The organism is Streptomyces sp. GMY02 (genome assembly GCF_019056675.1).
GTDB lineage: Bacteria > Actinomycetota > Actinomycetes > Streptomycetales > Streptomycetaceae > Streptomyces > Streptomyces odonnellii.
On record NZ_CP077658.1, the window covers coordinates 2,063,953 to 2,089,190 of the forward strand.

General features: G+C 70.0%; 12 protein-coding genes, 1 tRNA gene, 1 rRNA gene and 2 pseudogenes. 3 read left to right on the forward strand and 13 right to left on the reverse strand.

The annotated features are described in order from the left end of the window. Positions 1–60 precede the first annotated feature (60 nt). Positions 61–915, reverse strand: a complete 855-nt coding sequence (locus KQY30_RS08570) for an AraC family transcriptional regulator (protein WP_217306330.1) — start codon at positions 913–915, stop codon at positions 61–63. 134 nt (positions 916–1,049) lie between these two features. Between KQY30_RS08570 and KQY30_RS08575 the strand changes: the two are divergent. After that, positions 1,050–5,697: pseudogene (locus KQY30_RS08575) on the forward strand (ATP-dependent helicase). A gap of 95 nt (positions 5,698–5,792) precedes the next feature. After that, positions 5,793–6,551 carry an Fpg/Nei family DNA glycosylase gene (locus tag KQY30_RS08580; protein ID WP_217306331.1) on the forward strand — a complete coding sequence of 253 codons (759 nt, stop codon included), beginning with the start codon at positions 5,793–5,795 and terminating at the stop codon, positions 6,549–6,551. Between the two features lie 61 nt (positions 6,552–6,612). Here KQY30_RS08580 and KQY30_RS08585 read toward each other — a convergent pair whose 3' ends face one another. From KQY30_RS08585 to KQY30_RS08630, 10 genes and pseudogenes are all read right to left on the reverse strand, one after another. Further along, positions 6,613–6,837: a hypothetical protein gene (locus KQY30_RS08585; protein ID WP_217306332.1), complete on the reverse strand. Its 225-nt coding sequence runs from the start codon at positions 6,835–6,837 to the stop codon at positions 6,613–6,615. 250 nt (positions 6,838–7,087) lie between these two features. After that, positions 7,088–7,558, reverse strand: a complete 471-nt coding sequence (locus tag KQY30_RS08590; protein ID WP_217306333.1) for a Dps family protein — start codon at positions 7,556–7,558, stop codon at positions 7,088–7,090. Between the two features lie 167 nt (positions 7,559–7,725). Further along, positions 7,726–8,109 (reverse strand): helix-turn-helix domain-containing protein, encoded by a 384-nt coding sequence (locus tag KQY30_RS08595; RefSeq protein WP_046497329.1) that lies wholly within the window; start codon positions 8,107–8,109, stop codon positions 7,726–7,728. 109 nt (positions 8,110–8,218) lie between these two features. After that, on the reverse strand, positions 8,219–8,710 hold the full coding sequence (locus KQY30_RS08600; protein WP_217310891.1) for a CinA family protein: 492 nt from the start codon (positions 8,708–8,710) through the stop codon (positions 8,219–8,221). Positions 8,711–8,763: 53 nt separating this feature from the next. Beyond that, on the reverse strand, positions 8,764–9,573 hold the full coding sequence (gene pgsA, locus KQY30_RS08605) for a CDP-diacylglycerol--glycerol-3-phosphate 3-phosphatidyltransferase (protein ID WP_217306334.1): 810 nt from the start codon (positions 9,571–9,573) through the stop codon (positions 8,764–8,766). After that, positions 9,570–11,123, reverse strand: coding sequence for a 30S ribosomal protein S12 methylthiotransferase RimO (gene rimO, locus KQY30_RS08610; RefSeq protein ID WP_217306335.1), 1,554 nt, complete (start codon positions 11,121–11,123; stop codon positions 9,570–9,572). Before rimO ends, pgsA begins: the two co-directional genes overlap by 4 nt. A gap of 49 nt (positions 11,124–11,172) precedes the next feature. Beyond that, positions 11,173–11,958, reverse strand: coding sequence for a helix-turn-helix domain-containing protein (locus KQY30_RS08615; protein ID WP_254407555.1), 786 nt, complete (start codon positions 11,956–11,958; stop codon positions 11,173–11,175). A gap of 445 nt (positions 11,959–12,403) precedes the next feature. Continuing rightward, a pseudogene (locus KQY30_RS08620) lies at positions 12,404–15,276 on the reverse strand (DNA translocase FtsK). A gap of 166 nt (positions 15,277–15,442) precedes the next feature. After that, positions 15,443–16,111: a two-component system response regulator gene (locus KQY30_RS08625; RefSeq protein ID WP_046497340.1), complete on the reverse strand. Its 669-nt coding sequence runs from the start codon at positions 16,109–16,111 to the stop codon at positions 15,443–15,445. A gap of 277 nt (positions 16,112–16,388) precedes the next feature. Continuing rightward, the gene (locus KQY30_RS08630) at positions 16,389–21,905 is read right to left on the reverse strand and encodes a HAMP domain-containing protein (RefSeq protein WP_217306337.1); all 5,517 of its coding nucleotides are present in this window, start codon (positions 21,903–21,905) and stop codon (positions 16,389–16,391) included. 267 nt (positions 21,906–22,172) lie between these two features. Between KQY30_RS08630 and KQY30_RS08635 the strand changes: the two genes are divergently transcribed. After that, positions 22,173–24,824: a SpoIIE family protein phosphatase gene (locus KQY30_RS08635; protein WP_217306338.1), complete on the forward strand. Its 2,652-nt coding sequence runs from the start codon at positions 22,173–22,175 to the stop codon at positions 24,822–24,824. Positions 24,825–24,896: 72 nt separating this feature from the next. On the opposite strand, the gene KQY30_RS08640 is transcribed toward KQY30_RS08635, so the two are convergent. Both KQY30_RS08640 and rrf read right to left on the reverse strand, forming a co-directional pair. Further along, positions 24,897–24,969: transfer RNA gene (locus KQY30_RS08640), tRNA-Thr, on the reverse strand. A gap of 144 nt (positions 24,970–25,113) precedes the next feature. Continuing rightward, positions 25,114–25,230 (reverse strand): 5S ribosomal RNA (gene rrf, locus KQY30_RS08645). Positions 25,231–25,238 lie beyond the last annotated feature (8 nt).

A 25,238-nucleotide genomic window follows, 5' to 3' on the forward strand; every position in this document is an offset into this window, starting at 1 on the left:
GCCGGGCTCGCGGGGCCCGATCGACAGGACACCCTCTGGACGGTGTCCGGACGGCTCCTGTCAGCCCGGCCCGGTCGGCATCGGCCCCGCGGCGGCGCCCACGCGCTCTCTGCGGTACGCGCCCGGCGGCACACCGACGATCCGGGTGAAGTGCCGGTGGAGGTGCGGCTGATCCGTGAAGCCGACGGCCACGGCCGCCTCCGCCGGTGCCGTACCGGCGTCCAGCAGCCGGCGGGCGCGCCGTACCCGCGCGTCGGTGAGCCAGGCGTGCGGGGGCAGGCCGTACGCCGCCTTGAAGGCCCGCAGCAGCGCGAAGGGGCCGGTGCCGAGGTCGGTGGCGAGCCGTTCCAGTGAGGGCGGGTCGGCCATTCGCTCCTCCAGTACGTCCCGTGCGCGTGCGGCGGCTCTCGCCCCGGCCCCGCGCGCCGGGCGCTGCCGGAGGGGGCCGCCGTTCATCCGCAGCAGCCGGGTCACCGCGATCCTCAGCAGGGAGTCGGCGGCCAGCGCGTTCCCTTCGTCGGCGGCGCGCAGCACCTGGTGGACGAGACGGACGGTGTGCGGGTCGTCCAGCACGGGTGCGACGAAGCCGGGGGTGCCGCGGATCGCGGTGGTCTCCGCGGCGATCGAGGCGACGACGTCAGCCGCCGGGTAGACGGCTCCGTACCGCCAGCCCTCCGGCCCCTGGGCACGGCCGGTGTGCGCAGTCTCCGGGTTGACCAGCGCGAGCGCGCCCGGGCCCGCGTACTGGTTGGCGCCACCGTGGTGGAAGACCTCGACACCGTCCGTGATCGCGGCGATGACGAAGTTCTCGTGGGTGTGGCGCGCGAAGGTCTTGCCGATGTAGTTGGCTCGGAGGAGATCGACGCCGGGCAGGTCGGGGTAGTGCCAGTGTCGCGCCTGCTCCCGTATCGCCATGCGCCCATTCTGCCGCCGCTCCGCGGTCCGCCATCCGCCCCGGTTCCGCCGCCGGTCCGCCTTCCGGCACCGGTCCGCGGGCGGTTGTCCACAGGCTCGGGCGATTGTCGGTGGCCGGGTGCACGATGGGGGGCATGGCAACGACAGCTCTCGACTCCTTCTCCCCCGCGACCCGCGGCTGGTTCACGGGGGCCTTCTCCGCGCCCACCGCGGCGCAGGAGGGGGCCTGGCGCGCCATCGGGCGCGGCTCGGACGTGCTGGTCGTGGCGCCGACCGGTTCGGGCAAGACGCTGGCCGCCTTTCTCGCCGCCCTGGACCGGCTGGCGTCCGTCCCACCGCCCGCCGAGGCGCACAAGCGCTGCCGGGTGCTGTACGTATCGCCGCTGAAGGCGCTCGCCGTCGATGTGGAGCGCAATCTGCGCAGCCCGCTCACCGGGATCCGGCAGGAGTCCGTCCGGCGTGGGCTGCAGGAGCCGGAGGTGCGGGTCGGGATCCGCTCGGGCGACACTCCGGCGGCCGAGCGGCGCTCGATGGCCACGAAGCCGCCGGACATCCTGATCACCACCCCCGAGTCGCTGTTCCTGATGCTCACGTCGTCGGCGCGGGACGCGCTCGCCGGGGTCGAGACGGTGATCGTGGACGAGGTGCACGCGGTCGCCGGGACAAAGCGGGGCGCCCATCTCGCCCTGTCCCTGGAGCGGCTCGACGAGTTGCTGCCCCGCCCGGCTCGCAGGATCGGACTGTCGGCGACGGTGCGTCCGGTGGAGGAGGTCGCCCGATATCTGTCGCCGCAGCGGAAGGTGGAGATCGTCCAGCCGCCCTCCGGCAAGGAGTTCGACCTCTCCGTCGTCGTCCCGGTCGAGGATCTCGGCGAGCTGGGCGGCTCTCCCGCGTCGGAGACGGAGAGCGCGGACAGACCGTCGATCTGGCCGCATGTGGAGGAGCGGATCGCCGATCTCATCCAGGCGCACCGCTCCACGATCGTGTTCGCCAACTCCCGCCGGCTGGCCGAGCGCCTGTGCAACCGGCTCAACGAGATCGCGTACGAACGGGCCACGGGGACCGTGCTCGACGGGGAGGAGCCCGCCGCTCCGCTGCCCGAGGCGCACTCCCCGGCCCAGGTCATGGCCCAGTCGGGCGCGGCCAGGGGCGCGCCCGCCCTGCTCGCCCGCGCCCATCACGGCTCGGTGTCCAAGGAGCAGCGCGCCCAGGTCGAGGAGGACCTCAAGGCGGGCCGGCTGCCCGCCGTGGTCGCGACATCCAGCCTGGAGCTGGGCATCGACATGGGGGCGGTGGATCTGGTCGTCCAGGTCGAGTCGCCGCCCTCGGTCGCCTCCGGGCTCCAGCGGGTGGGCCGCGCCGGCCACCAGGTGGGCGCGGTCTCCACAGGGGTCGTCTTCCCCAAGTACCGGGGCGATCTGGTGCAGGCGGCCGTGGTCACGGAGCGGATGCGCGGCGGGCTGATCGAGGCGCTGCGTATCCCGGCCAATCCGCTGGACGTGCTGGCCCAGCAGCTTGTGGCCATGGTCGCCCTGGACACCCGGCAGGCCGACGATCTGCTGGCCCTCGCCCGCCGGGCCGCGCCGTTCGCCTCGCTGCCCGAGTCCGCGTTCACCGCCGTCCTCGACATGCTCGCCGGGCGCTATCCCTCCGACGCCTTCGCGGAGCTGCGGCCCCGGGTGGTGTGGGACCGCGTGACCGGTACGGTCACGGGCCGCCCGGGTGCCCAGCGCCTCGCCGTCACCTCGGGAGGCACGATCCCGGACCGCGGGCTGTTCGGTGTCTTCCTCGCCGGGGCCGACCCCAAGAAGGGCGGCGGCCGGGTCGGGGAGCTGGACGAGGAGATGGTGTACGAGTCGCGGGTGGGCGATGTCTTCACGCTGGGCACGACCTCCTGGCGGATCGAGGACATCACCCGTGACCGGGTCCTGGTCACCCCCGCCCCCGGCACCCCCGGCCGGCTGCCCTTCTGGAAGGGCGACCAGCTCGGGCGTCCGCTGGAGCTGGGCCGCGCGGTGGGCGCGTTTCTGCGGGAGGTCGGCTCGCTCTCCGAGGAGGACGCGCGGCTGCGGCTGCTGGCGGCGGGGCTGGACGCGTGGGCGGCCGGCAATGTGCTCTCGTATCTCGACGAACAGCGCCGGGCCTGCGGGCACATCCCGGACGACCGGACGATCCTGGTGGAGCGGTTCCGGGACGAGCTGGGCGACTGGCGGGTGGTGATCCACTCCCCCTTCGGGGCACAGGTGCACGCACCGTGGGCGCTGGCGCTGGGTGCCAGGCTCTCCGAGCGGTACGGAATGGACGCGCAGGTCATGCATGCCGACGACGGCATCGTGCTGCGCCTGCCCGACGCCGATCTGATGGGCATGGATCTGCTCGACGCCGAACCGGATCGCCTCGGCACGGCCTTCGACAGCGAGCAGGCGCCCGTCGGAGCCGCTGATGTCGCCTTCGACGGGGGCGAGATCCGCGGGATCGTCACCGACCAGGTGGGCGGCTCCGCGCTCTTCGCCTCCCGGTTCCGGGGAGTGCGCGGCGCGGGCACTGCTGCTGCCGCGCCGCAGCCCCGGCAAGCGCACCCCGCTGTGGCAGCAGCGCCAGCGCGCCGCTCAACTCCTCCAAGTGGCAAGCGAATTCGGCTCGTTCCCGATCGTGCTGGAGGCGGTGCGGGAGTGCCTCCAGGATGTCTTCGACGTCCCGGGGCTCTCGGAGCTGATGGGCGACATCGAGTCCCGCCGGGTCCGGCTGATCGAGGTGACCACCCCGGAGCCCTCCCCGTTCGCGCGGTCCCTGCTGTTCGGTTATGTGGCCCAGTTCCTGTACGAGGGGGACTCGCCCCTCGCGGAGCGGCGGGCCGCCGCGCTGTCGCTGGACTCGCGGCTGCTCGCCGAGCTGCTGGGCCAGGCGGAACTGCGCGAACTGCTCGACCCGGAGGTGCTCACGGAGCTGGAGCGTGAGCTTCAGTGGCTCACGGAGGACCGGCGCGTCAAGGATGTCGAGGGTGTAGCCGATCTGCTGCGGGTCCTGGGGCCAATGACCGACAACGAGCTGGCCGCGCGCGGGGCGGAGCCCGGCTGGGCCGGGGAGCTGGCCGCGACTCGACGCGCCATCAAGGTCAGGATCGGCGGGGCCGACCACTGGGCGGCCGTCGAGGACGCGGGACGGCTGCGGGACGCGCTGGGCACGGCGTTGCCGGTCGGGGTCCCCGAAGCCTTCACCGAGCCCGTCAAGGACCCGCTCGGCGATCTCCTGGCCCGCTATGCCCGTACACACGGCCCGTTCACCTCGCACACGGCCGCCGAGCGCTTCGGTCTCGGCACCGCGGTCACGGATGGCGCCCTCCAGCGCCTCGCCGCGAGTTCCCGGGTCGTCCAGGGCGAGTTCCACCCGTCCGGCATCGGCCAGGAGTGGTGTGACGCCACGGTGCTGCGCCGGCTGCGCCGCCGCTCCCTGGCCGCGCTGCGCCAGGAGCTGGAGCCGGTGGCGCCCGCCACGCTCGCCACATTCCTGCCGCAGTGGCAGCATCTGCACGCCCAAAGCCTGCACGGTATCGACGGACTCGCCCGAGCCGTCGAGCAGTTGCAGGGCGCGGCCGTCCCCGCGTCCGCACTGGAGAAGCTGGTCCTCCCGTCCCGCATCGCCGGCTACACACCGGCGCTGCTGGACGAACTGACCACCACCGGCGAGGTGTTGTGGGCCGGGGCGGGCGCACTGCCCGGCAAGGACGGCTGGGTCGCGCTCTATCCCGCCGACTCCGCGCCGCTGCTCCTCCCTCCGCCCCACCCACTGGAGCTGACGGCCCTCCATGAATCGGTCCTGACCACCCTGGCGGGGGGCTATGGCCTGTTCTTCCGGCAGATGGCCGACCAGATCCGCGCCACCACCCACCCGGAGGCGACCGATCCCCAACTGGCCGACGCCGTCTGGGATCTGGCCTGGTCGGGCCGGCTCACCAATGACACCCTGGCCCCGCTGCGCTCCCTGCTGGGCTCGGGACGGACCGCCGGTTCCACGGCACACCGGGCGCGGCGCCCCATACCCCGAGGGCGGTACGGAAGCCTCACGGCCGCGGCCAGACCCGTGTCCCGTTCGGGCCCGCCGACGGTGAGCGGCCGCTGGTCACTGCTCCCCGCCCGGGAGCCGGACCTCACACATCGCGCCCACGCACTGGCCCGTACGCTCCTCGACCGCCACGGTGTGGTGACCAGGGGCGCCGTAGCGGCCGAGGAGGTGGAGGGCGGCTTCTCCGCCGTCTATCGCGTGCTGTCCGCCTTCGAGGACAGCGGACAGGCCCGCCGCGGCTATGTCGTCGAGGGGCTAGGGGCGGCCCAGTTCGCGATGGACGGCGCGGTCGACCGGCTGCGCGCGGCAGCGACCGCCCGGGACCGGGCCGAGGCGCATCCGGCGCCCCGAGCTGTGGTGCTGGCCGCGGCCGACCCCGCCAACGCCTATGGGGCCGCCCTGCCCTGGCCGGAGCCTCCGGACGGTGCGGGTCACAAGCCGGGCCGCAAGGCCGGATCCCTGGTCGTCCTGGTCGACGGTGAGCTGACGCTGTACATGGAGCGCGGCGGCAAGACGCTGCTGGCCTGGCCGACCGACCCGGAGGACCCCGCGCTCCGGACTGCCGCCGAGGCCCTGGCGGGCGCGGCCCGCTCGGGAGCGCTCGGCTCGGTCACAGTGGAGCGGACCAATGGCGCCGCGGCGCTGACGTCCCCCTTGGGCCGCGCGCTGGAGTCGGCCGGGTTCCACGCCACCCCCAGGGGCCTGCGGCTGCGCGCCTGACACCGCCGGCCCCGTGCTCGTACCCGTCCCCGTACCGCCGCCACCGGTCCACCCTCACCCGCCGCTCGCCCGTCCCGGCGCGCATCATGGAGGACATGCCCGAAGGAGACACTGTCTGGCAGACCGCCCGACTCCTGCACACCGCGCTGGCCGGCCGGACGCTGGTCCGGTCCGACCTCAGGGTGCCCCGGTTCGCGACCGCCGATCTCACCGGGCGGACCGTCCTCGATGTCACCCCGCGCGGAAAGCATCTCCTCGCCCGGATCGAAGGGGGTCTGACCCTCCACTCGCATCTGCGCATGGACGGCGCCTGGAAGGTGTACGCCCCGGGCGAGCGCTGGCGCGGCGGCGCCGGGCATCAGATCCGGGCGATCCTCGGAACGACCGAGCGGACCGCGGTCGGCTATCGCCTCCAGGTCCTGGCACTGCTCCGCACCAGCGAGGAGGAGCGGGTGGTCGGCCATCTCGGCCCCGATCTGCTCGGGCCCGACTGGGATCCCGCCACGGCGCTGCGCAATCTTCTCGCCGATCCGGCCCGGCCCCTCGGGGAGGCCCTGATCGATCAGCGGAATCTCGCCGGGGTCGGCAATATCTTCAAGTCCGAGACCTGCTTCCTGGTCCGCGCGACCCCATGGCTCCCCATCGGTGAACTCCCGTCACCGGAGCGCGTGGTGACGGCCGCGAAGCGGCTGCTCGAAGCCAACCGGACACGCCCGGGCGGCAGTCGGACGATCTCGGTGTACGGGCGGGCCGGCCGCCCCTGTCCCCGCTGCGGCGCTCCGATCCGTACGGCCGACCAGGACGACCGCCCCGCCTACTGGTGCCCGCGCTGCCAGTCGGGGCCAACAAGTTGACGTTCCGTCAGCTCTCCGGCGCCCGCCACCCCTCGGCGCCGTCACCCCTAGCGCCGGTACCTCAACTGCCCTCTCCGCCCGCCCCGCTGACCCCACGCCCGGGTTCCGGCCTTCGGCGCCGCGTCGCCGCGACGTGCACCGGCAGCAGACTGAGCCCCCAACCGCCCGCCGCCACCGCGCCCTCCACCAGACCGCTGTGCTCCGGCACAAACGCGAGCCGCAGTACGGCCCACCACCACAGCCCGCCGAGAACGAGCGCCGGCAGAAGGACCCATCGCCTCACCATGGTTGTGCCTCCTCCGGCCGACACCAGGGCCTCTCGTTTGGATCTTGCTGGGCTCGCGGCCCCTGGCACCGCTCCCTGATCCAGCCGGATCCAAACGAACGACCCTAGACCCGAACGATCAGCCGCCGCGAGGGCGCATCGGATGCACACCCCGGCGCGCGGAGACTTCCCGCATGTCGCACGGAGACTTCCCGCAGGCCCTGCGCATCTCTCCGCATACCCGCGTAAGGCGCTGTCAGGCCTTTCCGCCTTACGCGTTCTCCGCCTGGAACATCCACGAGTGCTTCTCAAGACCCGCCGTCACCTTGATCAGTACGTCCTGGGTGACCGGGTCCGGTACGGCCGTCACCTCGACGCGCTCGCGCATCTGCCGGATCACCGAGGCAAGCCCGTCCACCATGATCCGTACGGCGTCCGCGTCCTTGATCCACCCGTTGGGAACCGCGCCGAAGGCACTCGTCGCGGCGACCGTCGCGGCCCGCCCGTCCGGTGTCACCCCGATCGCGGCGGCCCTCTCGGCGACCGTGTCCGAGTGCTTGCGGGCCATGGATACGACCTTGTCGAGCTGGAGATGTATGGAGCGGAAGCGCGGCCCGACGATGTTCCAGTGGATCTGCTTCGACACCAGCGCCACGTCCACCAGATCCACGAGAGCGCCCTGAAGCGTCTCGGCGACGAGCTTCAGATCTTCCTCGGGCAGGGAGCCTTTCACGATAGCCATGCCTGGCCTCCAGTTCCGTTCATGGTGTTCTTCACCCCTGTCTGAGGGCAAAGGCACTTTCCACCATGGCACATATGATGCAAAACGGTCATTTCATAGACGGCAGAAGCCCCGACCGGTCAACACGACCGATCGGGGCTTCAGTCAAAGCTTCGAAAAACTCACCGTCAGGCGGCGACGACGTCCACCGCCTCGGTCGGCGCCTTGATCGTCACCCGCTCCGTCGGTACTCCCGCCACCGACGTCACAGAGACGGAATTGAGCATTGGGCGTACTGGCGCAGGCACCGGCTCGCTGGCAGCCGCCGACGCAGCCAGCTCGGCCAGCGACAGTTCGTCGCTCACTTCCCTCATGAGTTCTGACATCCGTACGTCAAGCGCGTCGCAGATCGCGGAGAGCAGTTCGGAGGATGCCTCCTTCTGCCCCCGCTCCACCTCGGAGAGATAGCCGAGCGAGACTCGGGCGGACGAGGAGACTTCGCGCAGAGTACGGCCCTGGCGCTGGCGCTGCCGACGCAGCACGTCACCAAGCAGGCGACGGAGCAGAATCATCGGTGGCTCCCTCCTCGGACCGCGTAGCCGCATCCTTCACGCCCCACCGTACCGCCTCGCGCTGCGGCCGTGCGGGGAGCGATGTCGTGTTCACTCAGGGCTGCAAACATCAATTCCCCCCGTTCTGTTCCGTATCCTGTGCCCGCCCGTTCCTTGATAGTTCGCTGAGGAGCAGCGCGAGCACGCTGCGTACACTCTCTTTACGGATGTCCGCCCGATCGCCGTTCAACCGCAAAGCGGTCACTTTCCCCATGCCGTCCGGTCCCACTACGGCCACATAGACCGTTCCGACGGGCTGACCGTCCTGCGGCTCCGGGCCCGCGACCCCGGTGGTGGACACGCCCCACTCGGCGCCCAGCACCCGTCGTACCCCGGCCGCCATCTGGCGCGCGACCTCCGGGTCCACCGCGCCGCGCTCTGCCAGCAGGGTCCCGTCGACATCCAGTACGTCCCGTTTGAGGGCCGTCGCGTACGCCGTGACGGACCCGCGGAAGGTCCGGGAGGCGCCGGGGACGGAAGTCAGCTCCGCGGCCACCAGACCGCCGGTGAGGGACTCCGCGACGGCCAGCGTCCCGCCGAGCGCCTCCAGGGCCGCGAGCACCCGCGCCGCGTACTCCCGCGCGGGCGCCGCGTCAGGCCCGGCCGGCCGTTCGGTCACCGCGCGGACTCCCCCGCGCCGGACTCACCGGACTCTCCGGAATCGGACGCCTCACCGACCGTGCCGGCGCCGGCCACACCGGACCCGTCGGCTCCGGTCGCCGCACCGGCCCCGGACACCGCCCCGGAACCGGTACCGCCACCGGCACCGGCCGCGGCCGCCCGCTCCGCCGCGAGCCCCTGCCGCCGCAGCACGACCGCCTGCCGCACGTAATCCAGCCCCGTGACCACCGTCAGCACGACGGCCACCGCCATCACCCAGAAGCGGAGGGTCGCCAACGGTCCGGTCAGCGCCAGGACGTACATCCCCGCCGCCGTCCCCTGCGCCAGGGTCTTCATCTTGCCGCCGCGGCTGGCCGGGATGACCCCGTGCCTGATCACCCAGAACCGCATCAGCGTGATGCCGAGCTCACGGAAGAGAATGACCCCCGTCACCCACCACGGCAGATCGCCGAGCGCGGAGAGACAGATCAGCGCCGACCCCATGATCGCCTTGTCCGCGATCGGGTCGGCGATCTTCCCGAAGTCCGTGACCAGGTTGTACGTCCGGGCGAGATGCCCGTCGAAGATGTCCGTGATCATCGCGACGGCGAAGGCGGCCCAGGCCCAGGCGCGCCAGACGGGGTCGTACCCGCCCTCCTGGAGCAGCAGCAGCACAAAAGCGGGCACCAGGACCAGCCGCACCATGGTGAGGATATTGGCGATGTTCCACACGCTGACCTGATGAACCGCCACAGCCACCCGCTTCCTGCCGGGCGCCGGCTTAGCGCCGGCGCCGCCTGCCGCGGATGCCGGGACTCCGCTCATCTGGCCGCCTCCTCGCCCGGGGTCCTGGAGTCGTCCCCGGAAAGCTCGTAGCACTCTGCCAGCAGATCCACGCCCTCGGTGCCGACCACCTTGGCCTCGACCATACGGCCGGGACGCAGCCCGGCACGCGATGTGAAGATCACCTGGCCGTCGGTCTCGGGTGCCTGGTGCGCCGCACGCCCGGTCGCCGGTTCCCTGTCGCCCGCCGCGTCCCCGAGCCCGCCCTCGGCGCCTGCTTCCGTACCGGCCGACTCCACCAGCACCCGGAGGCTCTCGCCGAGCCGCTCCTCGGCGCGCTGCGCGGTCAGTTCCTCAGCCAGTCGCGACAGGTGGTCCAGCCGCTCGGCGACGGTGTCCGCGTGCAGCTTGCCGTCGTACGTCGCCGCCTCGGTCCCGTCCTCGTCCGAGTACCCGAAAACACCGATGGCGTCGAGCCGCGCGTCCGTGATGAAGCGCTCCAGCTCGGCGAAGTCCGCCTCGGTCTCACCGGGGAAGCCGACGATGAAGTTGGAGCGCACTCCGGCCTGCGGCGCCTTGCCGCGAATGGTCTCCAGGAGCCCCAGGAAGCTTTCGGTGTCCCCGAACCGCCGCATCGCGCGCAGCACACCGGGCGCCGAGTGCTGGAAGGAGAGATCGAAGTACGGCGCGACCTTGGGGGTCGACGTGAGGACGTCGATCAGCCCCGGCCGCATCTCGGCGGGCTGGAGATAACTCACCCGTACCCGCTCGATCCCGTCGACCGCCGCCAGCTCGGGCAGCAGGGTCTCCAGCAGCCGGATGTCGCCGAGGTCCTTGCCGTACGAGGTGTTGTTCTCGGAGACGAGCATGACCTCCTTGACGCCCTGCTCGGCCAGCCAGCGGGTCTCGCCCAGTACGTCGGAGGGGCGCCGGGAGATGAAGGAGCCGCGGAACGACGGGATGGCACAGAAGGAGCAGCGCCGGTCGCAGCCGGAGGCGAGCTTCACAGAGGCGACGGGACTGTGGTCGAGCCGCCGCCGCAGCGGGGCTCTGGGCCCCGAGGCCGGGGCGATCCCTTCCGGCAGATCCTCGGGGACAGAAGCCACTTCGGCCCGCTCCTGCCCATGACCGGGCAGTGCGACGGCCGTTCCGGTGCTCTGCCGCTCGACGGGGCTGAGCGGCAGCAGCTTGCGCCGGTCACGGGGCGTGTGCGAAGCGTGCACGCCACCGCTCAGGATGGTCCGGAGGCGGTCGGAGATATCGGCGTAGTCGTCGAAGCCGAGAACACCGTCCGCCTCCGGCAGGGCCTCCGCCAGCTCCTTGCCGTACCGCTCGGCCATGCAGCCGACGGCGACGACGGCCTGGGTTCTGCCCTGGTCCTTGAGGTCGTTGGCCTCCAGCAGGGCATCGACGGAGTCCTTCTTCGCGGCTTCGACGAAGCCGCAGGTGTTGACCACGGCGACGTCCGCGTCCGAGGCGTCCTCGACGAGCTCCCAGCCGTCCGCTGCCAAGCGGCCTGCGAGCTCCTCCGAGTCCACCTCGTTACGGGCGCAGCCAAGTGTGACAAGGGCGACGGTACGGCGTTCGGGCATGGGCTCAAGACTACTTTGTCCCGGACCCGCCCCTGGCGTGCAGGGTTGCTCAGCCGGCCTCGGGGTCGCCCTGGGTGTACGAGAGTCGCTCGACCTGTCCCGGCTCGAACTCGTCCTCGACCTTCTTGCCGTTCACGAACAGCTCGATCGCCCCGGCGTTGCCGAGAATCAGATCGATCTGCTCGTCGTCCTGGAAGGTCTTGGAGTCGCCCTTGTTGAGAAGTCCATCGAAGAGCAGCTTGCCGTCGTGCGCCTTGGCCGAGATCCAGCTCTTGTCGTCTATGGCGGACAGCCGGACCGTGACCTTGTCGAGCGGCGCCGCCGCGATGGCGCTGTCCGACGGCTCGGGCTTGGGGTTGACCGTCTTGGTGGGGCTGGGCTTGAGGTCGCTCTTCTGCGGCTTGGGGCCCTCGGCGGCCTGCTTGGCCTTGCCGGTGTCCTCCTCGCCGCCGATCAGCGTGAAGCCGGCGAAGCCGACCACGGCGACGATCGCCGCGACCATGGCCGCCGTCCAGTTGGCATGGCGCCGCTCCGGCCGGATCCGCTCCGCTTCGAACATCGGCGCCGCGGGAGTGGGGACCGGCGGCCCGCCGTGTTCCGCGTCGAACTGCTCGACGAGCGGCTCGGGATCGATCCCCACCGCGCGGGCGAGCACTCGGATATGGCCACGGGCGTAGACATCGCCGCCGCAGCGCGAGAAGTCGTCCTGCTCGATCCCCTGCACGATGGGGACGCGCACACGTGTGGAGCCGCTGACGTCGTCGACGGTCAGACCGGCGGCCGTACGTGCTTGCTGAAGGGTCTGGCCGACCGAAGGACGGTCATCTTCGATCAGAGGCTGATCTTCTTCAGATGAATTCCAGTCGTCCTCAAGGGAGTTCTCAAGGGCGGTCCGGTCTTCGTCGGGAGGATTCCGGTCGTCTTCCGGGGAGTTGCCGTCGGGGGCACTGCCGTCGGGGGAGTTGCCGATGGACACGGGGGCGCCTTTCGAGCGTGTAGCCACCTGCTGGACGTTCAGTCTATGGGTGGTACGAAAGGGTGGGGCAACCGGGCGGATGCACTTTGTACGCCATCGGAATGACCGGACGGCGTGGCGAGGGGACAGGGAGCTGTTCCTCACCAACTTGACGTTTGCCCAAGGGAAACGGTTGCCTTCGATTTCCCTCGGGTTCTGCCGGATCTTCCATGACTCGCTCGGACGCGTCGGGACAAGGCCTGATCCGGCCGCTCTTCCGGGACTCGTACAGGCGCGCTTCGGACTCGCTGGGAGATTCCGCTTCCTACGGTTGAGACTCCCCACGGATCACGGCGAGCACTCCATCCACTTCGTCCGCTTTCACCAGGACGTCGCGCGCCTTGGACCCCTCGCTGGGTCCGACGATGTTCCTCGACTCCATCAGGTCCATCAGCCGGCCCGCCTTGGCGAAGCCGACGCGCAGCTTCCGCTGGAGCATCGAGGTCGAGCCGAACTGCGTCGTGACGACCAGCTCGACGGCCTGGCACAGCAGATCCAGATCGTCGCCGATGTCCTCGTCGATGTCCTTCTTCTTGGCCGTTCCGACCACGACGTCGTCGCGGAAGACCGGCGCCATCTGATCCTTGCAGTGCTGGACGACCGTCGCGACTTCTTCCTCGGTGACGAACGCGCCCTGCATACGCGTCGGCTTGTTCGCGCCCATGGGCAGGAACAGCCCGTCGCCCTTGCCGATCAGCTTCTCCGCACCGGGCTGGTCGAGGATGACCCGGCTGTCCGCCAGCGACGACGTCGCGAAGGCGAGCCGTGAGGGCACATTCGCCTTGATCAGGCCGGTCACCACGTCCACCGAGGGCCGCTGCGTGGCGAGTACGAGATGGATCCCGGCGGCGCGGGCCAACTGGGTGATGCGGACGATGGCGTCCTCGACATCACGCGGCGCGACCATCATCAGATCGGCCAGCTCGTCCACGATCACCAGCAGATACGGGTACGGCGACAGCTCGCGCTCACTGCCCTCCGGCGTCTTCACCTTGCCGTCGCGCACGGCCCGGTTGAAGTCGTCGATGTGGCGGTAGCCGTAGGCGGCGAGGTCGTCGTAGCGCAGATCCATCTCCCGTACGACCCACTGGAGCGCCTCGGCGGCCCGCTTGGGGTTGGTGATGATCGGCGTGATCAGGTGCGGGATGCCTTCGTACGCGGTCAGCTCGACACGCTTGGGGTCGACGAGGACCATCCGTACGTCCTCCGGGGTCGCCCTGACCATCACCGACGTGATCAGGCAGTTGATGCAGGAGGACTTGCCGGAGCCGGTGGCGCCCGCGACCAGCATGTGCGGCATCTTCGCCAGGTTGGCCATCACATAGCCGCCCTCGACGTCCTTGCCGAGCGCGACCAGCATCGGATGGTCGTCCTCGGCGGCGTCCGCGAGCCGCAGCACATCACCGAGATTGACCATCTCGCGGTCGGTGTTGGGGATCTCGATACCGACCGCGGACTTGCCGGGGATCGGGGAGATGATCCGTACGTCGGGGCTGGCCACGGCGTACGCGATGTTCTTGGTGAGCGCGGTGATCCGCTCGACCTTCACGGCCGGGCCCAGCTCCACCTCGTACCGGGTGACCGTCGGGCCACGGGTGAAGCCGGTGACGGCCGCGTCGACCTTGAACTCCATGAACACGTTGGTGAGCGAGGCGACGATGGCGTCATTGGCGGCGCTGCGTGTCTTGCCGGGCCCGCCGCGCTCCAGCAGGTCCAGCGACGGCAGCGCGTAGGTGATGTCCCCGCGGAGCTGGAGCTGTTCGGCGCGCGGGGGCAGCGGCTTGTCGATCGGGGGCGGGGGCTTGGTCAGATCCGCGACGGCCGCGGCGCCCGCTCCGCGCTTGCCGGGCTCACGGGCGCCGGGCAGGGGCACGGAGCGCTCGCCGGCGCTCTCGTCGGCGTCCTGCGGCCCCTGTGCCCCTCCCAAGCCCGTTACGCGCTCGGGGGTTCGCCGGAAAGCCCGTCGCCCGTGCGCGTCCGGTCCACGGAGACGCCCTGGGTGAGGTCCGCGACGATCGGCGAGGGCGGCATTCCGTTGAGTACGGCGCCGTCCAGTGCGGCCGCCGCTGCCGCGGCCACGTCCACCGCGTCCATCGGCCGGTCCATGGCGGGCTGTACGGAGGCGCGGCGCGGCCTGCGCCGCTTCTTGAGCGCTTCGGCCTCGGCCCGGTCGTGGTCGTACGGTCCGGTTCCGCTCCGGCGCGCGGACGGGCGGCCCGCCACGGCGGGCAGCCCTTGGCGCCACTGGTCGTCGTACCGCTCGTCGTCGTCCTCGTACCGTTCCTCGTCGTACCGCTCGTCGTCCGTACGCTCCGGCGCGTTCGCGGGTGCGAGGACGCCGAGTCTGGTGGCGAGCAGCCGCAGCCGCTGCGGAATGGCGTTGACCGGGGTGGCGGTGACGACCAGCAGACCGAAGAAGGTGAGCAGCAGAAGCAGCGGTACGGCGAGGACCTCGCCCATGGCGACGATCAGCGGCATGGAGGCGGCCCAGCCGATCAGCCCGCCCGCGTCCTGCATCGCGTCGGTGCCCGCGTCGCGCCCGGGGGCGCCACACGCGATGTGCACCAGTCCGAGCACCCCGACGACCAGCGCGGAGAGCCCGATCGCGATCCGCCCGTTGGCCTCGGGCCGCTCCGGGTAGAGGATCAGGCGTACGGCGATCGCGCCCAGCAGGACCGGCACCAGCAGATCGAGCCGGCCGAAGGCCCCGGTGATCAGCATCTCGACCAGATCGCCCACCGGGCCGCGCAGATTGGACCAGGTTCCGGCCGCGACGACCAGTGCGACGCCGAGCAGCAGCAGCGCCAGCCCGTCCTTGCGGTGCGCCGGATCGAGGCCCTTCGCGCCACGCCCTATGCCGCGGAACATCGCGCCGACACCGTGCGCCATGCCGAGCCATACGGCCCGTACCACCCGGTACACACCGCCGGTGGGGGACGGCGCGGGCTTGGGTGCCGGCTTGGCGGCGGCCTTCTTCGCGGGCGCCTTCTTGGCCGGTGCTTTCTTCGAGGGCGCCGATTTCTGCGCCGCGCTCTTCTTGGCGGGTGCCGCCTTCGCGGCGCCGGTCGTACGGCCGGCCCGCGGCTTCGCGGCGCCCGCCGTGCCCTGGGAACCCTTGCCGGACGTACGTGAGGCCATGGTGGTGAGGTTACCGGTGTGCACGGCCGTCGACACGTGTGCCCACCGCTTCACCCGTATGTGTCGTCCGCAAGTCAGCAGCAAACTGACGCCGATTCAGCGGTTCCTGTCCGCCGGTCGCTCCTGCGCTTCACTTCCGCAAGGGACTTCGGCTCCCCCGGAGGCTTCAGCTCTGCGAGGGAAGGGTGGGCGTACCGCTTCCGGTGCCGGGCTCCAGCGCGTCCAGCGCCCGCCGCAATCCGGTGAGTTTACGTTCGAGATGGGCGGCGGTCGCCACGGCGGAGGCGTCCGCCGAATCGTCGTCGAGCTGCTTGGAGAGTGCTTCCGCCTGCTCTTCGACAGCCGCGAGCCGCGCGGAGAGCTCGGCCAGCAGACCGGCCGGCTCCTTGGCCTCGCCCGCTCCGGCCAACTGAAGTCTGAGCAGCTCGGCCTGTTCCTTGAGTTTGCAGTTCTTCATGTACAGCTCGACGAACACCGAGACCTTGGCGCGCAGCACCCAGGGATCGAACGGCTTCGAGATGTAGTCCACCGCGCCCGCCGCGTATCCCCGGAAGGTGTGGTGCGGGCCGTGGTTGATGGCCGTGAGGAAGATGATCGGGATGTCGCGCGTCCGCTCACGGCGCTTGATGTGCGCGGCCGTCTCGAAACCATCCATCCCGGGCATCTGGACATCCAGCAGGATGACCGCGAAGTCGTCCGTCAGCAGCGCCTTGAGCGCTTCCTCCCCGGACGATGCCCGCACCAGTGTCTGATCGAGCGCGGAGAGAATGGCCTCCAGCGCCAGCAGATTCTCCGGCCGGTCATCGACCAGGAGGATCTTGGCCTTCTGCACCATGGCCGCCCGTCCTCCTCGCCCCGGCATGGGATGCCCCCCGCTCACAGCGCCCCGCGTCACACCGGGCGCCGCCCCAGGGGACGACTCCCTTACGCCGTCCGTCCTTGTGCCGGTCATGGTAGCCGCACCCCGCCTGTCGCCACACCCTGTCACCGTGATGTCACTGTGCACAAAGCAGAAACGTAGCGCGAGACCAGAAGGTTCCCCGAATATGCCCGCCTCACACGCCGTCGGGCGCACTCCGTCAGGACATTGTGACTTTTCCCCCGGCCGCCGGTCACGCGTCCCGCATCCATTGCTCCATGACCGTCAGGAGATGGTCGGGATCAACCGGTTTGGTCACATAGTCGGAAGCACCCGATTCAAGGGCCTTCTCCCGGTCGCCCTTCATCGCCTTCGCGGTGAGCGCGATGATGGGCAGCCCGGCGAACTGCGGCATCCTGCGGATCGCCGTCGTCGTGGCATACCCGTCCATCTCGGGCATCATGATGTCCATCAGAACGACCGTCACATCGTCGTGCTGCTCCAGGACTTCGATGCCCTCGCGGCCGTTCTCCGCGTACAGCACCGAGAGTCCGTGCTGCTCCAGCACGCTGGTGAGGGCGAAGACATTGCGGATGTCGTCGTCCACGATCAGCACCTTCTCTCCGGCGAAGCCGAACGTACGGCTCTCGCGGAGTGCGTCCTGACGGCCCGTACCGCCCGGTCGGGACGTACGGGGCTCCTGACGGCCCTGAGCGGCCGTGCTCCCCCGCGGCAGGCTCTGGGTGCCCTGTCCCGGCGGACCCGAGCGCTGCGCCCCGCCGACGGGGCCCCTGCGGCGGCGCCGGAACAGCGCGGCCGGGCCCGGCTCCTCCCCGGCCGGGGAGGCCACCTCCACCTGCTGGCCCGCCGGCTCGCCCGAACCCGTACCGTCGTCGGCCGCGCGCCCCTGCCGCACGCCCGCGGGCGCCAACTGCGGATAGCCCTGCGGCGGCAGCTCGCTGGGGTGGAGCGGCAGATAGAGCGTGAACGTGGAGCCGCGCCTCGGCTCGCTCGCCGCGTGGATCTCACCGCCCAGCAGCCGGGCGATCTCGCGGCTGATGGAGAGACCGAGGCCCGTACCGCCGTACTTGCGGCTGGTCGTGCCGTCCGCCTGCTTGAACGCCTCGAAGATGACCCGCATCTTGCTGGCCGCGATCCCGATCCCGGTGTCGGTGACCGAGAAAGCGATCAGGTCGCCGTCGGCGTCGCGCAGCGAACCCGCCTCCAGGAGCTGCTCCCTGATGGCGTGCGGCACATCCGCGCCCGCCGGGCGGATCACCAGCTCCACCGCACCGCTGTCGGTGAACTTCACCGCGTTGGAGAGCAGATTGCGCAGCACCTGCAACAGGCGCTGTTCATCGGTGTGCAGGGTCGCGGGCAGCTCCGGCGAGACCCGTACGGAGAAGTCGAGCCCCTTCTCCGCGGTGAGCGGCCGGAAGGTCGCCTCCACATAGTCGACGAGCTGGACCAGCGCGATCCGGGTCGGGCTGACATCCATCTTGCCCGCCTCGACCTTCGACAGATCGAGGATGTCGTTGATGAGCTGGAGCAGATCCGAGCCCGCTCCGTGGATCGTTTCGGCGAACTCGACCTGCTTGGGCGAGAGATTCGATTCGGCATTGTCGGCGAGCAGCTTGGCGAGGATGAGCAGCGAGTTGAGCGGGGTGCGCAGCTCGTGCGACATGTTCGCCAGGAACTCCGACTTGTAGCGCATCGAGACGGCGAGCTGCTCGGCCCGCTCCTCCAGCACCTGCCTGGCCTCTTCGATCTCGGTGTTCTTCACCTCGATGTCACGGTTCTGCTGGGCCAGCAGCTCGGCCTTCTCCTCCAGTTCCGCGTTGGACTCCTGAAGGGCCTTCTGCCGGTTCTCCAGCTCCGCCGAGCGCTCACGGAGCTGCTCCGTCAACTCCTGCGACTGCTTCAGCAGCACCTCCGTCTTGGAGTTGACGCTGATGGTGTTGACGCTCGTCGCGATCATCTCGGCGATCTGGTTGAGGAAGTCCTTCTGGATGTGCGTGAACGGCTGGAACGAGGCCAGCTCGATCACTCCGAGGACCTTCCCCTCGAACAGCACCGGCAGCACGATCACATGGGCCGGCGCCGCCTCCCCGAGCCCGGACGCGATCTTCAGATAACCCGGCGGCACATTGACCTGAATGGTGCGCTTCTCCTGGGCGGCCGTGCCGATGAGCGTCTCGCCGGGCCGGAAGACCGTCGGCATCGAACCGGCCGAGTAGCCGTAACTGCCGCGCATGCACAGCTCGTACGAACCGTCCTTGCCGCCGTCCGTACCGACCTGGGGCACCGCGCCCGTCCGCATCGCCAGGAAGAACGCGCCGTGCTGGGCCGACACCACCGGGGTCAGCTCGCTCATGATCAGCGAGGCGACGTCGTCGAGGTCGCGGCGGCCCTGCATCAGACCGGAGATCCGGGCGAGGTTGCCCTTGAGCCAGTCCTGCTCCTCATTGGCGAGGGTGGTGTCCCGCAGATTGGCGATCATCGTATTGATGTTGTCCTGGAGGACCTGGATCTCGCCCGCCGCGTCTACATCGATCTTCAGGTTGAGATCGCCGCGGGTCACCGCGGTGGCGACGGCGGCGATCGCCCGTACCTGGCGGGTCAGATTGCCGGCCATCTCGTTCACCGACTCGGTGAGGTCGCGCCAGGTGCCGTCGACGTCCCGCACCCGCGCCTGTCCGCCGAGCTGACCGTCCGTACCCACCTCACGGGCCACCCGGGTCACCTCCTCGGCGAACGAGGAGAGCTGGTCGACCATGGTGTTGATGGTGTTCTTGAGCTCCTGGATCTCACCACGCGCGTCGATGTCGATCTTCTTGGTGAGATCACCCTTCGCGATGGCGGTGGTGACCGTGGCGATCTGGCGCACCTGACCGGTCAGGTTGGACGCCATCGAGTTCACGGACTCGGTGAGGTCCTTCCACGTACCCGACACGCCCGGCACCCGGGCCTGGCCGCCCAGTTCGCCCTCCGTACCCACCTCGCGGGCGACTCGTGTCACCTCGTCCGCGAAGGACGACAGTGTCGTCACCATCGTGTTGACGGTGTCGGCGAGTTCGGCGACCTCGCCGCGCGCCTCGACCGTGACCTTCTTGGTGAGGTCGCCGTTGGCGACCGCGGCCGAGACCCGCGAGATGTTCCGCACCTGGCTGGTCAGGTTGTTGGCCATGGTGTTGACGTTGTCGCTGAGGTCCTTCCAGATGCCGGTGACGCCCCGGACCCTGGCCTGGCCGCCGAGAATGCCCTCCGTACCCACCTCACGGGCGACTCGCGTCACCTCGTCCGCGAAGTTGAGGAGCTGGTCGACCATCGTGTTGACGGTCGTGACCAGGTCGAGGATCTCGCCCTTGGCATCGACGGTGATCTTCTTGGACAGATCGCCCTTGGCGACCGCCGTGGTGACCTCGGCGATATTGCGGACCTGCGACGTCAGGTTGTTCGCCATGAAGTTGACGGACTGTGTGAGGTCCTTCCAGGTGCCGGAGACGCCCTGGACCTCGGCCTGGCCGCCGAGAATGCCCTCGGTGCCCACTTCGCGGGCCACCCGGGTCACCTGCTCGGCGAAGTTGGAGAGCTGGTCCACCATCGTGTTGAGGGTGTTCTTCAGCTCAAGGATCTCGCCGCGCGCGTCCACATCGATCTTCTGCGACAGGTCACCGCGCGCCACCGCCGTGGCGACACCCGCGATGTTACGGACCTGATCCGTGAGGTTCCCGGCCATCCCGTTGACGGAGTCGGTCAGATCCCGCCAGACCCCGGCCACCCCCGGCACCTTCGCCTGACCGCCGAGCCGGCCGTCCGTACCCACCTCGCGCGCGACCCTGGTCACCTGGTCGGCGAAGGCCGAGAGCTGGTCGACCATCGTGTTGATGGTGTTCTTGAGTTCGAGGATCTCGCCACGGGCGTCCACATCGATCTTCTGCGACAGGTCACCACGCGCCACCGCCGTGGTCACCTGAGCGATCTGGCGCACCTGATCGGTCAGATTCCCGGCCATGAAGTTGACGGAGTCGGTGAGTTCCTTCCACGTACCGCTGACGCCGTCGACCCGCGCCTGACCGCCGAGCCGGCCCTCCGTACCCACGTCCCTGGCCATCACAGTGACCTGATCGGCGAAGGAGGAGAGCTGCGCCACCATCGTGTTGACGGTGTTCTTCAGCTCCAGCATCTCCCCGGCCACATCGACCGTGACCTTCTGGGTCAGATCACCGTTGGCGACGGCGGTCGTCACCTGCGCGATGTCCCGCACCTGGCCGGTCAGGTTGCGGAAAGCCGTGTTGACCGAGTCGGTGAGGTCCTTCCAGGTACCCGCCGCGCCCGGCACCTCGGCCTGGCCGCCGAGCCGGCCCTCGACACCGACCTCCCGCGCGACCCGTGTCACCTCGGAACCGAACGACTGAAGCTGGTCCACCATCGTGTTGACGGTGTTCTTCAGCTCCAGCATCTCGCCCGCGACGTCGACGGTGACCTTCTGCGAGAGATCGCCGTTCGCGACCGCCGTCGTCACCTGCGCGATGTCCCGCACCTGGGTCGTCAGATTGCGGAAGACCGTGTTGACCGAGTCCGTCAGGTCCTTCCAGGTGCCGGCGGCGCCCGGCACCTGTGCCTGGCCGCCGAGCAGCCCCTCCGCGCCGACCTCGCTCGCCACCCGGGTCACTTCGTCCGCGAAGGTACGGAGCGTCTCGGTCATCTGGTTGATCGTCTCGGCGAGCTGCGCGACCTCGCCCCGTGCGCTGACCGTGACCTTCTGCGACAGGTCGCCGTTGGCGACGGCCGTCGTGACCTCCGCGATACCGCGCACCTGGCTGGTCAGGTTGCCCGCCATGGTGTTGACCGAGTCGGTGAGGTCCTTCCACACCCCGGCCACCCCGGGCACGGTCGCCTGACCGCCCAGCTCGCCCTCGGTGCCCACCTCCCGGGCCACCCGGGTGACCTCGGAGGAGAACGACGAGAGCTGGTCCACCATGGTGTTCACGGTGTTCTTGAGCTGAAGCATCTCGCCGGCCACATGGACCGTGACCTTGCGCGACAGATCGCCCTTGGCGACGGCCGTCGTAACGAGAGCAATGTCACGTACCTGAGCGGTCAACCGGTACGCCATCGTGTTGACCGAATCCGTGAGGTCCTTCCACGATCCGGACATACCGCGCACCTTGGCCTGGCCGCCGAGCTTGCCCTCCGTACCGACCTCCAGCGCCACCCGCGTCACCTCGTCGGTGAACGCGGAGAGCTGGTCGACCAGATTGTTGACGGTACGGGCCACCTTCAGGAACTCGCCCCGCAGCGGCCGCTCCGTACCGTCCGGCGAGTACGAGCGCAGCTCCATCCGCTGCTCGAGATCGCCCTCGGCGACCGCGGAGAGCACCCGCCCGACCTCGGAGACGGGTCGCGCCAGATCGTCCACCAGCGCGTTCGACGCGTCGATGGCCGCGGCCCAGGAACCCTCGCAGGCCCCGGTCTCCAGCCGCTCGGTGAGCTTCCCCTCGCGCCCCACCATGCGCCGTACCCGGGCCAGCTCGCCCGTGAGATGGAGATTGCGGTCCGCGACCTCGTTGAAGACGGCGGCGATCTCCGCCATCACGTCGTCGCCGGAGACGGTCAGCCGTTTGCGGAAGTTGCCGTCGCGCATGGACACCAGGGCTGCCAGCAGTCTCTGCAGCTCCGCCGTGTCCACCTCGGTGGTCCCATTGCTCCGGGACCGTCCGCCTTTCGCGCGCGTACTCGCGCCACGCGACGCCGTGCCAGACTCCACCGTGTCCCTCCCGCAGGGGTTGACCGTACCGCCGGGCTGTCTCCGGAAGCCTGCCCAGTGTTTCACCACGGCCGAACCAGGCCATAACAGTTCGGCAGCTTCGCATAGCGTCCCCGCCTTCTCGGGGCGGAAACAGCGGCGACCGGCATCCGCTCGGACTGCGAAGGTAAGTAACCTGGCATCCGGCTGTCCAACCGCCCCGGTCCGCCCGGCAGGGGCGGTGCGGCGAAGGTACTACCACCGGGCACCTGGAGGGGCGGGCCGATCATGGCAGAGCCGGGCGTCGAAACGCGTACGAGGAGTTCCGTGATCACCGCGCGGGCGGCGGCCAGCTTCGACCCCGTCGGACGGTCCGTGGCGACCGCGCGCGCCTTCGTACGCGACACGCTCCAGGGTTGGGGCCACTCCGATGTCGTCGACGACGCCGTCGTCCTGACCAGCGAACTCGTCACCAATGCCGTCATCCACGCCGGCACCTCGGCCGATGTGCTCTGCCTGCGCATGGAGGACGGCGTCCGCGTGGAGGTGGCCGACCGCTACCCCGAGCGTGAGATCCCCATCCAGGGCACCCGGCGGTCCTTCGCCAACGCCGACCGCGAGAACGGCAGGGGACTGCTGCTCTGTGCCGCCCTCGCCTCACGCTGGGGCGTCGAGTACACCCCGACGTACAAGCAGGTCTGGTTCCAGCTCGACCTTCCCGAGCGCCCGGTCGGCACCCGCCTGGCCGGACCGGTCCTCCCGACCAGCCTGCTTCCCGTCGCCGACGAACGTGTACGGGTCGCCGTCGTCCAGATCGACCGCGGCGCCGCCATCGTGAGCTGGAACGAAGATGCAGAACATATTTTCGGGTACGCGGCCGATCAGGTAATCGGCAAGCCGCTGCCCGACATCGCGGCCTGGCCGCACACCCCCGGCCTCGGCAGCGGCATCGCGGAAGCGCTCCAGCTCTCCCGCTGGGAGGGCAGCTACGGGATCCGCAGCGCCGACGGCCGGGTCGTTCCCGTCTACGCGTCCCACCTCCGGGTCCGCGACACGCACGGCGAGCCGTCCACCGTCTGTCTCCTCGTACGCAACCACGAGCGCGCCGTCATCCAGACCGCGCTACGCGGCTCCGTGAGCGACCAGGGCGCCGAGAACCGTGCCATGGACCCCTTCGAGGTCTTCATCGGCTCCCCGGCCCCCGACGATCTCGACGGACTCCTCCAGCGCACGGTCGAACGCGCCCGCGACATGCTCGACGGAGACTCGGCCTTCCTGCTGCTCGCCACGGACGACGAGACGGAGCTGGAGGTACGGGCCTCCACCGGCCTCCCCTCCGCCCGCCAGCGCTTCGCACGCGTCCCCGTGGAGGCCGGGACCGGACGGTACGGCTCCGCCAGGATGCCCGCCGTCCACGACGACCTCACGGCCGTCCCCGGCGCCGTCCCGCTCCTCAACGACACCGGCATGCGCTCCGTCGTCACCGTCCCCCTCAAGGTGGAGGGCCGGCTGACCGGCTCCCTGGGTGTCGCCGCGGAAGGCCCGGGCCGCTACTCCAACGAAGAGGCGCTGCGTCTCCAGTTCGCCGCGGACCGTATCGCCCTGGCCGTCGAGTCCGCCCGCCTCGGCGAACTCGAACGCCTCCGGCGCGGCTCGCTCTCCTTCCTCGTCGAAGCCTCCGATCTGCTCGCCGGAACGCTCGACCGCGACCAGACCCTGGCCCTCATGGCGCAGATGACCGTCCCCACCCTCGCCACCTGGTGCGCCGTTTACACCATCGCCGACCAGTCCTCCGACCCGTACCTCTCGTACGTGCTCCACGAGGACGAGGAACGCATCGACGGCCTCAAGGCCCTTCTCTCCAAGATCAACCCGCCGGATCCCGTTCCCACTCCCGGCGCCCGTATCTGGACCGCCCCCGCCGAAGCCGCCCACCGGGCCGCGCTGCGCACCTCCATGCGCGAGCTGGGACGGACCTCCACCCCGCTCTCCTCGGGCGTCGGCAGCACCCTGGCGACGGCGGGAACGGTCGGCGGCGAGACCGTCGTCCTCCCGCTGGTGGCCCGTAACCGCGTGATCGGCATGCTGACCCTCGGCAAGCCCTCGGACGACCACTTCCGCCAGGAGATCCTCGAACTCGCCGAGGACCTCTCGCGCCGGGCGGCACTCGCCCTCGACAACGCCCGCCTCTACTCCGAGCGCACCGCCATCAGCCAGGCCCTTCAGCGCAGCCTGCTGCCACCGGGGCTCCCCGAAGTCCCGGGCGTGGAGGTCGATGTCATCTACCGCGCGGCGGGCGAGGGCAACGAAGTCGGCGGCGACTTCTACGACCTGTTCCCCATCCGGGACGGCGCCTACGGCTTCGCCATCGGCGATGTCTGCGGTACGGGACCGGAGGCCGCGGCCGTCACCGGCCTGGCCCGGCACGCCCTCCGGCTGCTCGCCCGCGAGGGCTTCGGCGGACCCGCGGTCCTGGAACGGCTGAACGCGGCGATCCTCGACGAGGGCGCCCGCAGCCGCTTCCTGACGCTGCTGTACGGCGAGTTGTGGCCGCAGGAGGACGGCAGCGCGATCATCAAGGTGGTCTGCGCCGGCCATCCGCTCCCGCTGCGTCTGCGCCAGGACGGCACGGTCGAACCGGCCGCAGAACCGCAGCCGCTCCTCGGCGTGATAGAGGATCTGGAGCTGTACGAGCAGACGCTCACCCTGGACCCGGGCGATGTCCTGCTGTGCGTCACCGACGGCGTCACGGAACGCCGGGAGGGCTCGCGCATGCTGGGTGACGACGGCCTCACCGATGTTCTGACGACCTGTACGGGACTGACGGCGGGCGCGGTCGCCTCGCGCGTGCTGCGAGCGGTGGAACGCTTCGCTGCGGAGCCGGCCTCCGACGACATGGCGATCCTCGCGATGCGCGTCCCGGAGCCCCGTCACAACTAGTCCTGGTCAGGATCAAGGAGTTGGGCAACGAGAAAGGCCCCCGCCGGGTGGCGGGGGCCTTCTCTTGTACGGAGCCCCAATACGGAATCGAACCGTAGACCTTCTCCTTACCATGGAGACGCTCTACCGACTGAGCTATTGGGGCGCTGCAACGAGGTAGAGCATACCTGATGTTGAGCGGTTCTCAGAACCTCGATTCTGAACGGGACTTGAATGAGTCATGAACGGCGATGAACGCAGAAATGCCCTGTACCAAAACCTCTAGTACAGGGCATTTCTCATAAAGTTTGTTCGGCGGCGTCCTACTCTCCCACAGGGTTCCCCCTGCAGTACCATCGGCGCTGTAAGGCTTAGCTTCCGGGTTCGGAATGTAACCGGGCGTTTCCCTCACGCTATAACCACCGAAACACTACG

What these genes read in the sequence shown, in the direction of transcription:
- KQY30_RS08570 (WP_217306330.1), bottom strand. Translation starts at nt 915, where the DNA reads ATGGCGATACGGGAGCAGGCGCGACACTGGCACTACCCCGACCTGCCC.
- KQY30_RS08580 (WP_217306331.1), top strand. Translation starts at nt 5,793, where the DNA reads ATGCCCGAAGGAGACACTGTCTGGCAGACCGCCCGACTCCTGCACACC.
- KQY30_RS08585 (WP_217306332.1), bottom strand. Translation starts at nt 6,837, where the DNA reads ATGGTGAGGCGATGGGTCCTTCTGCCGGCGCTCGTTCTCGGCGGGCTG.
- KQY30_RS08590 (WP_217306333.1), bottom strand. Translation starts at nt 7,558, where the DNA reads ATGGCTATCGTGAAAGGCTCCCTGCCCGAGGAAGATCTGAAGCTCGTC.
- KQY30_RS08595 (WP_046497329.1), bottom strand. Translation starts at nt 8,109, where the DNA reads ATGATTCTGCTCCGTCGCCTGCTTGGTGACGTGCTGCGTCGGCAGCGC.
- pgsA (WP_217306334.1), bottom strand. Translation starts at nt 9,573, where the DNA reads ATGAGCGGAGTCCCGGCATCCGCGGCAGGCGGCGCCGGCGCTAAGCCG.
- rimO (WP_217306335.1), bottom strand. Translation starts at nt 11,123, where the DNA reads ATGCCCGAACGCCGTACCGTCGCCCTTGTCACACTTGGCTGCGCCCGT.
- KQY30_RS08625 (WP_046497340.1), bottom strand. Translation starts at nt 16,111, where the DNA reads ATGGTGCAGAAGGCCAAGATCCTCCTGGTCGATGACCGGCCGGAGAAT.
- KQY30_RS08635 (WP_217306338.1), top strand. Translation starts at nt 22,173, where the DNA reads ATGGCAGAGCCGGGCGTCGAAACGCGTACGAGGAGTTCCGTGATCACC.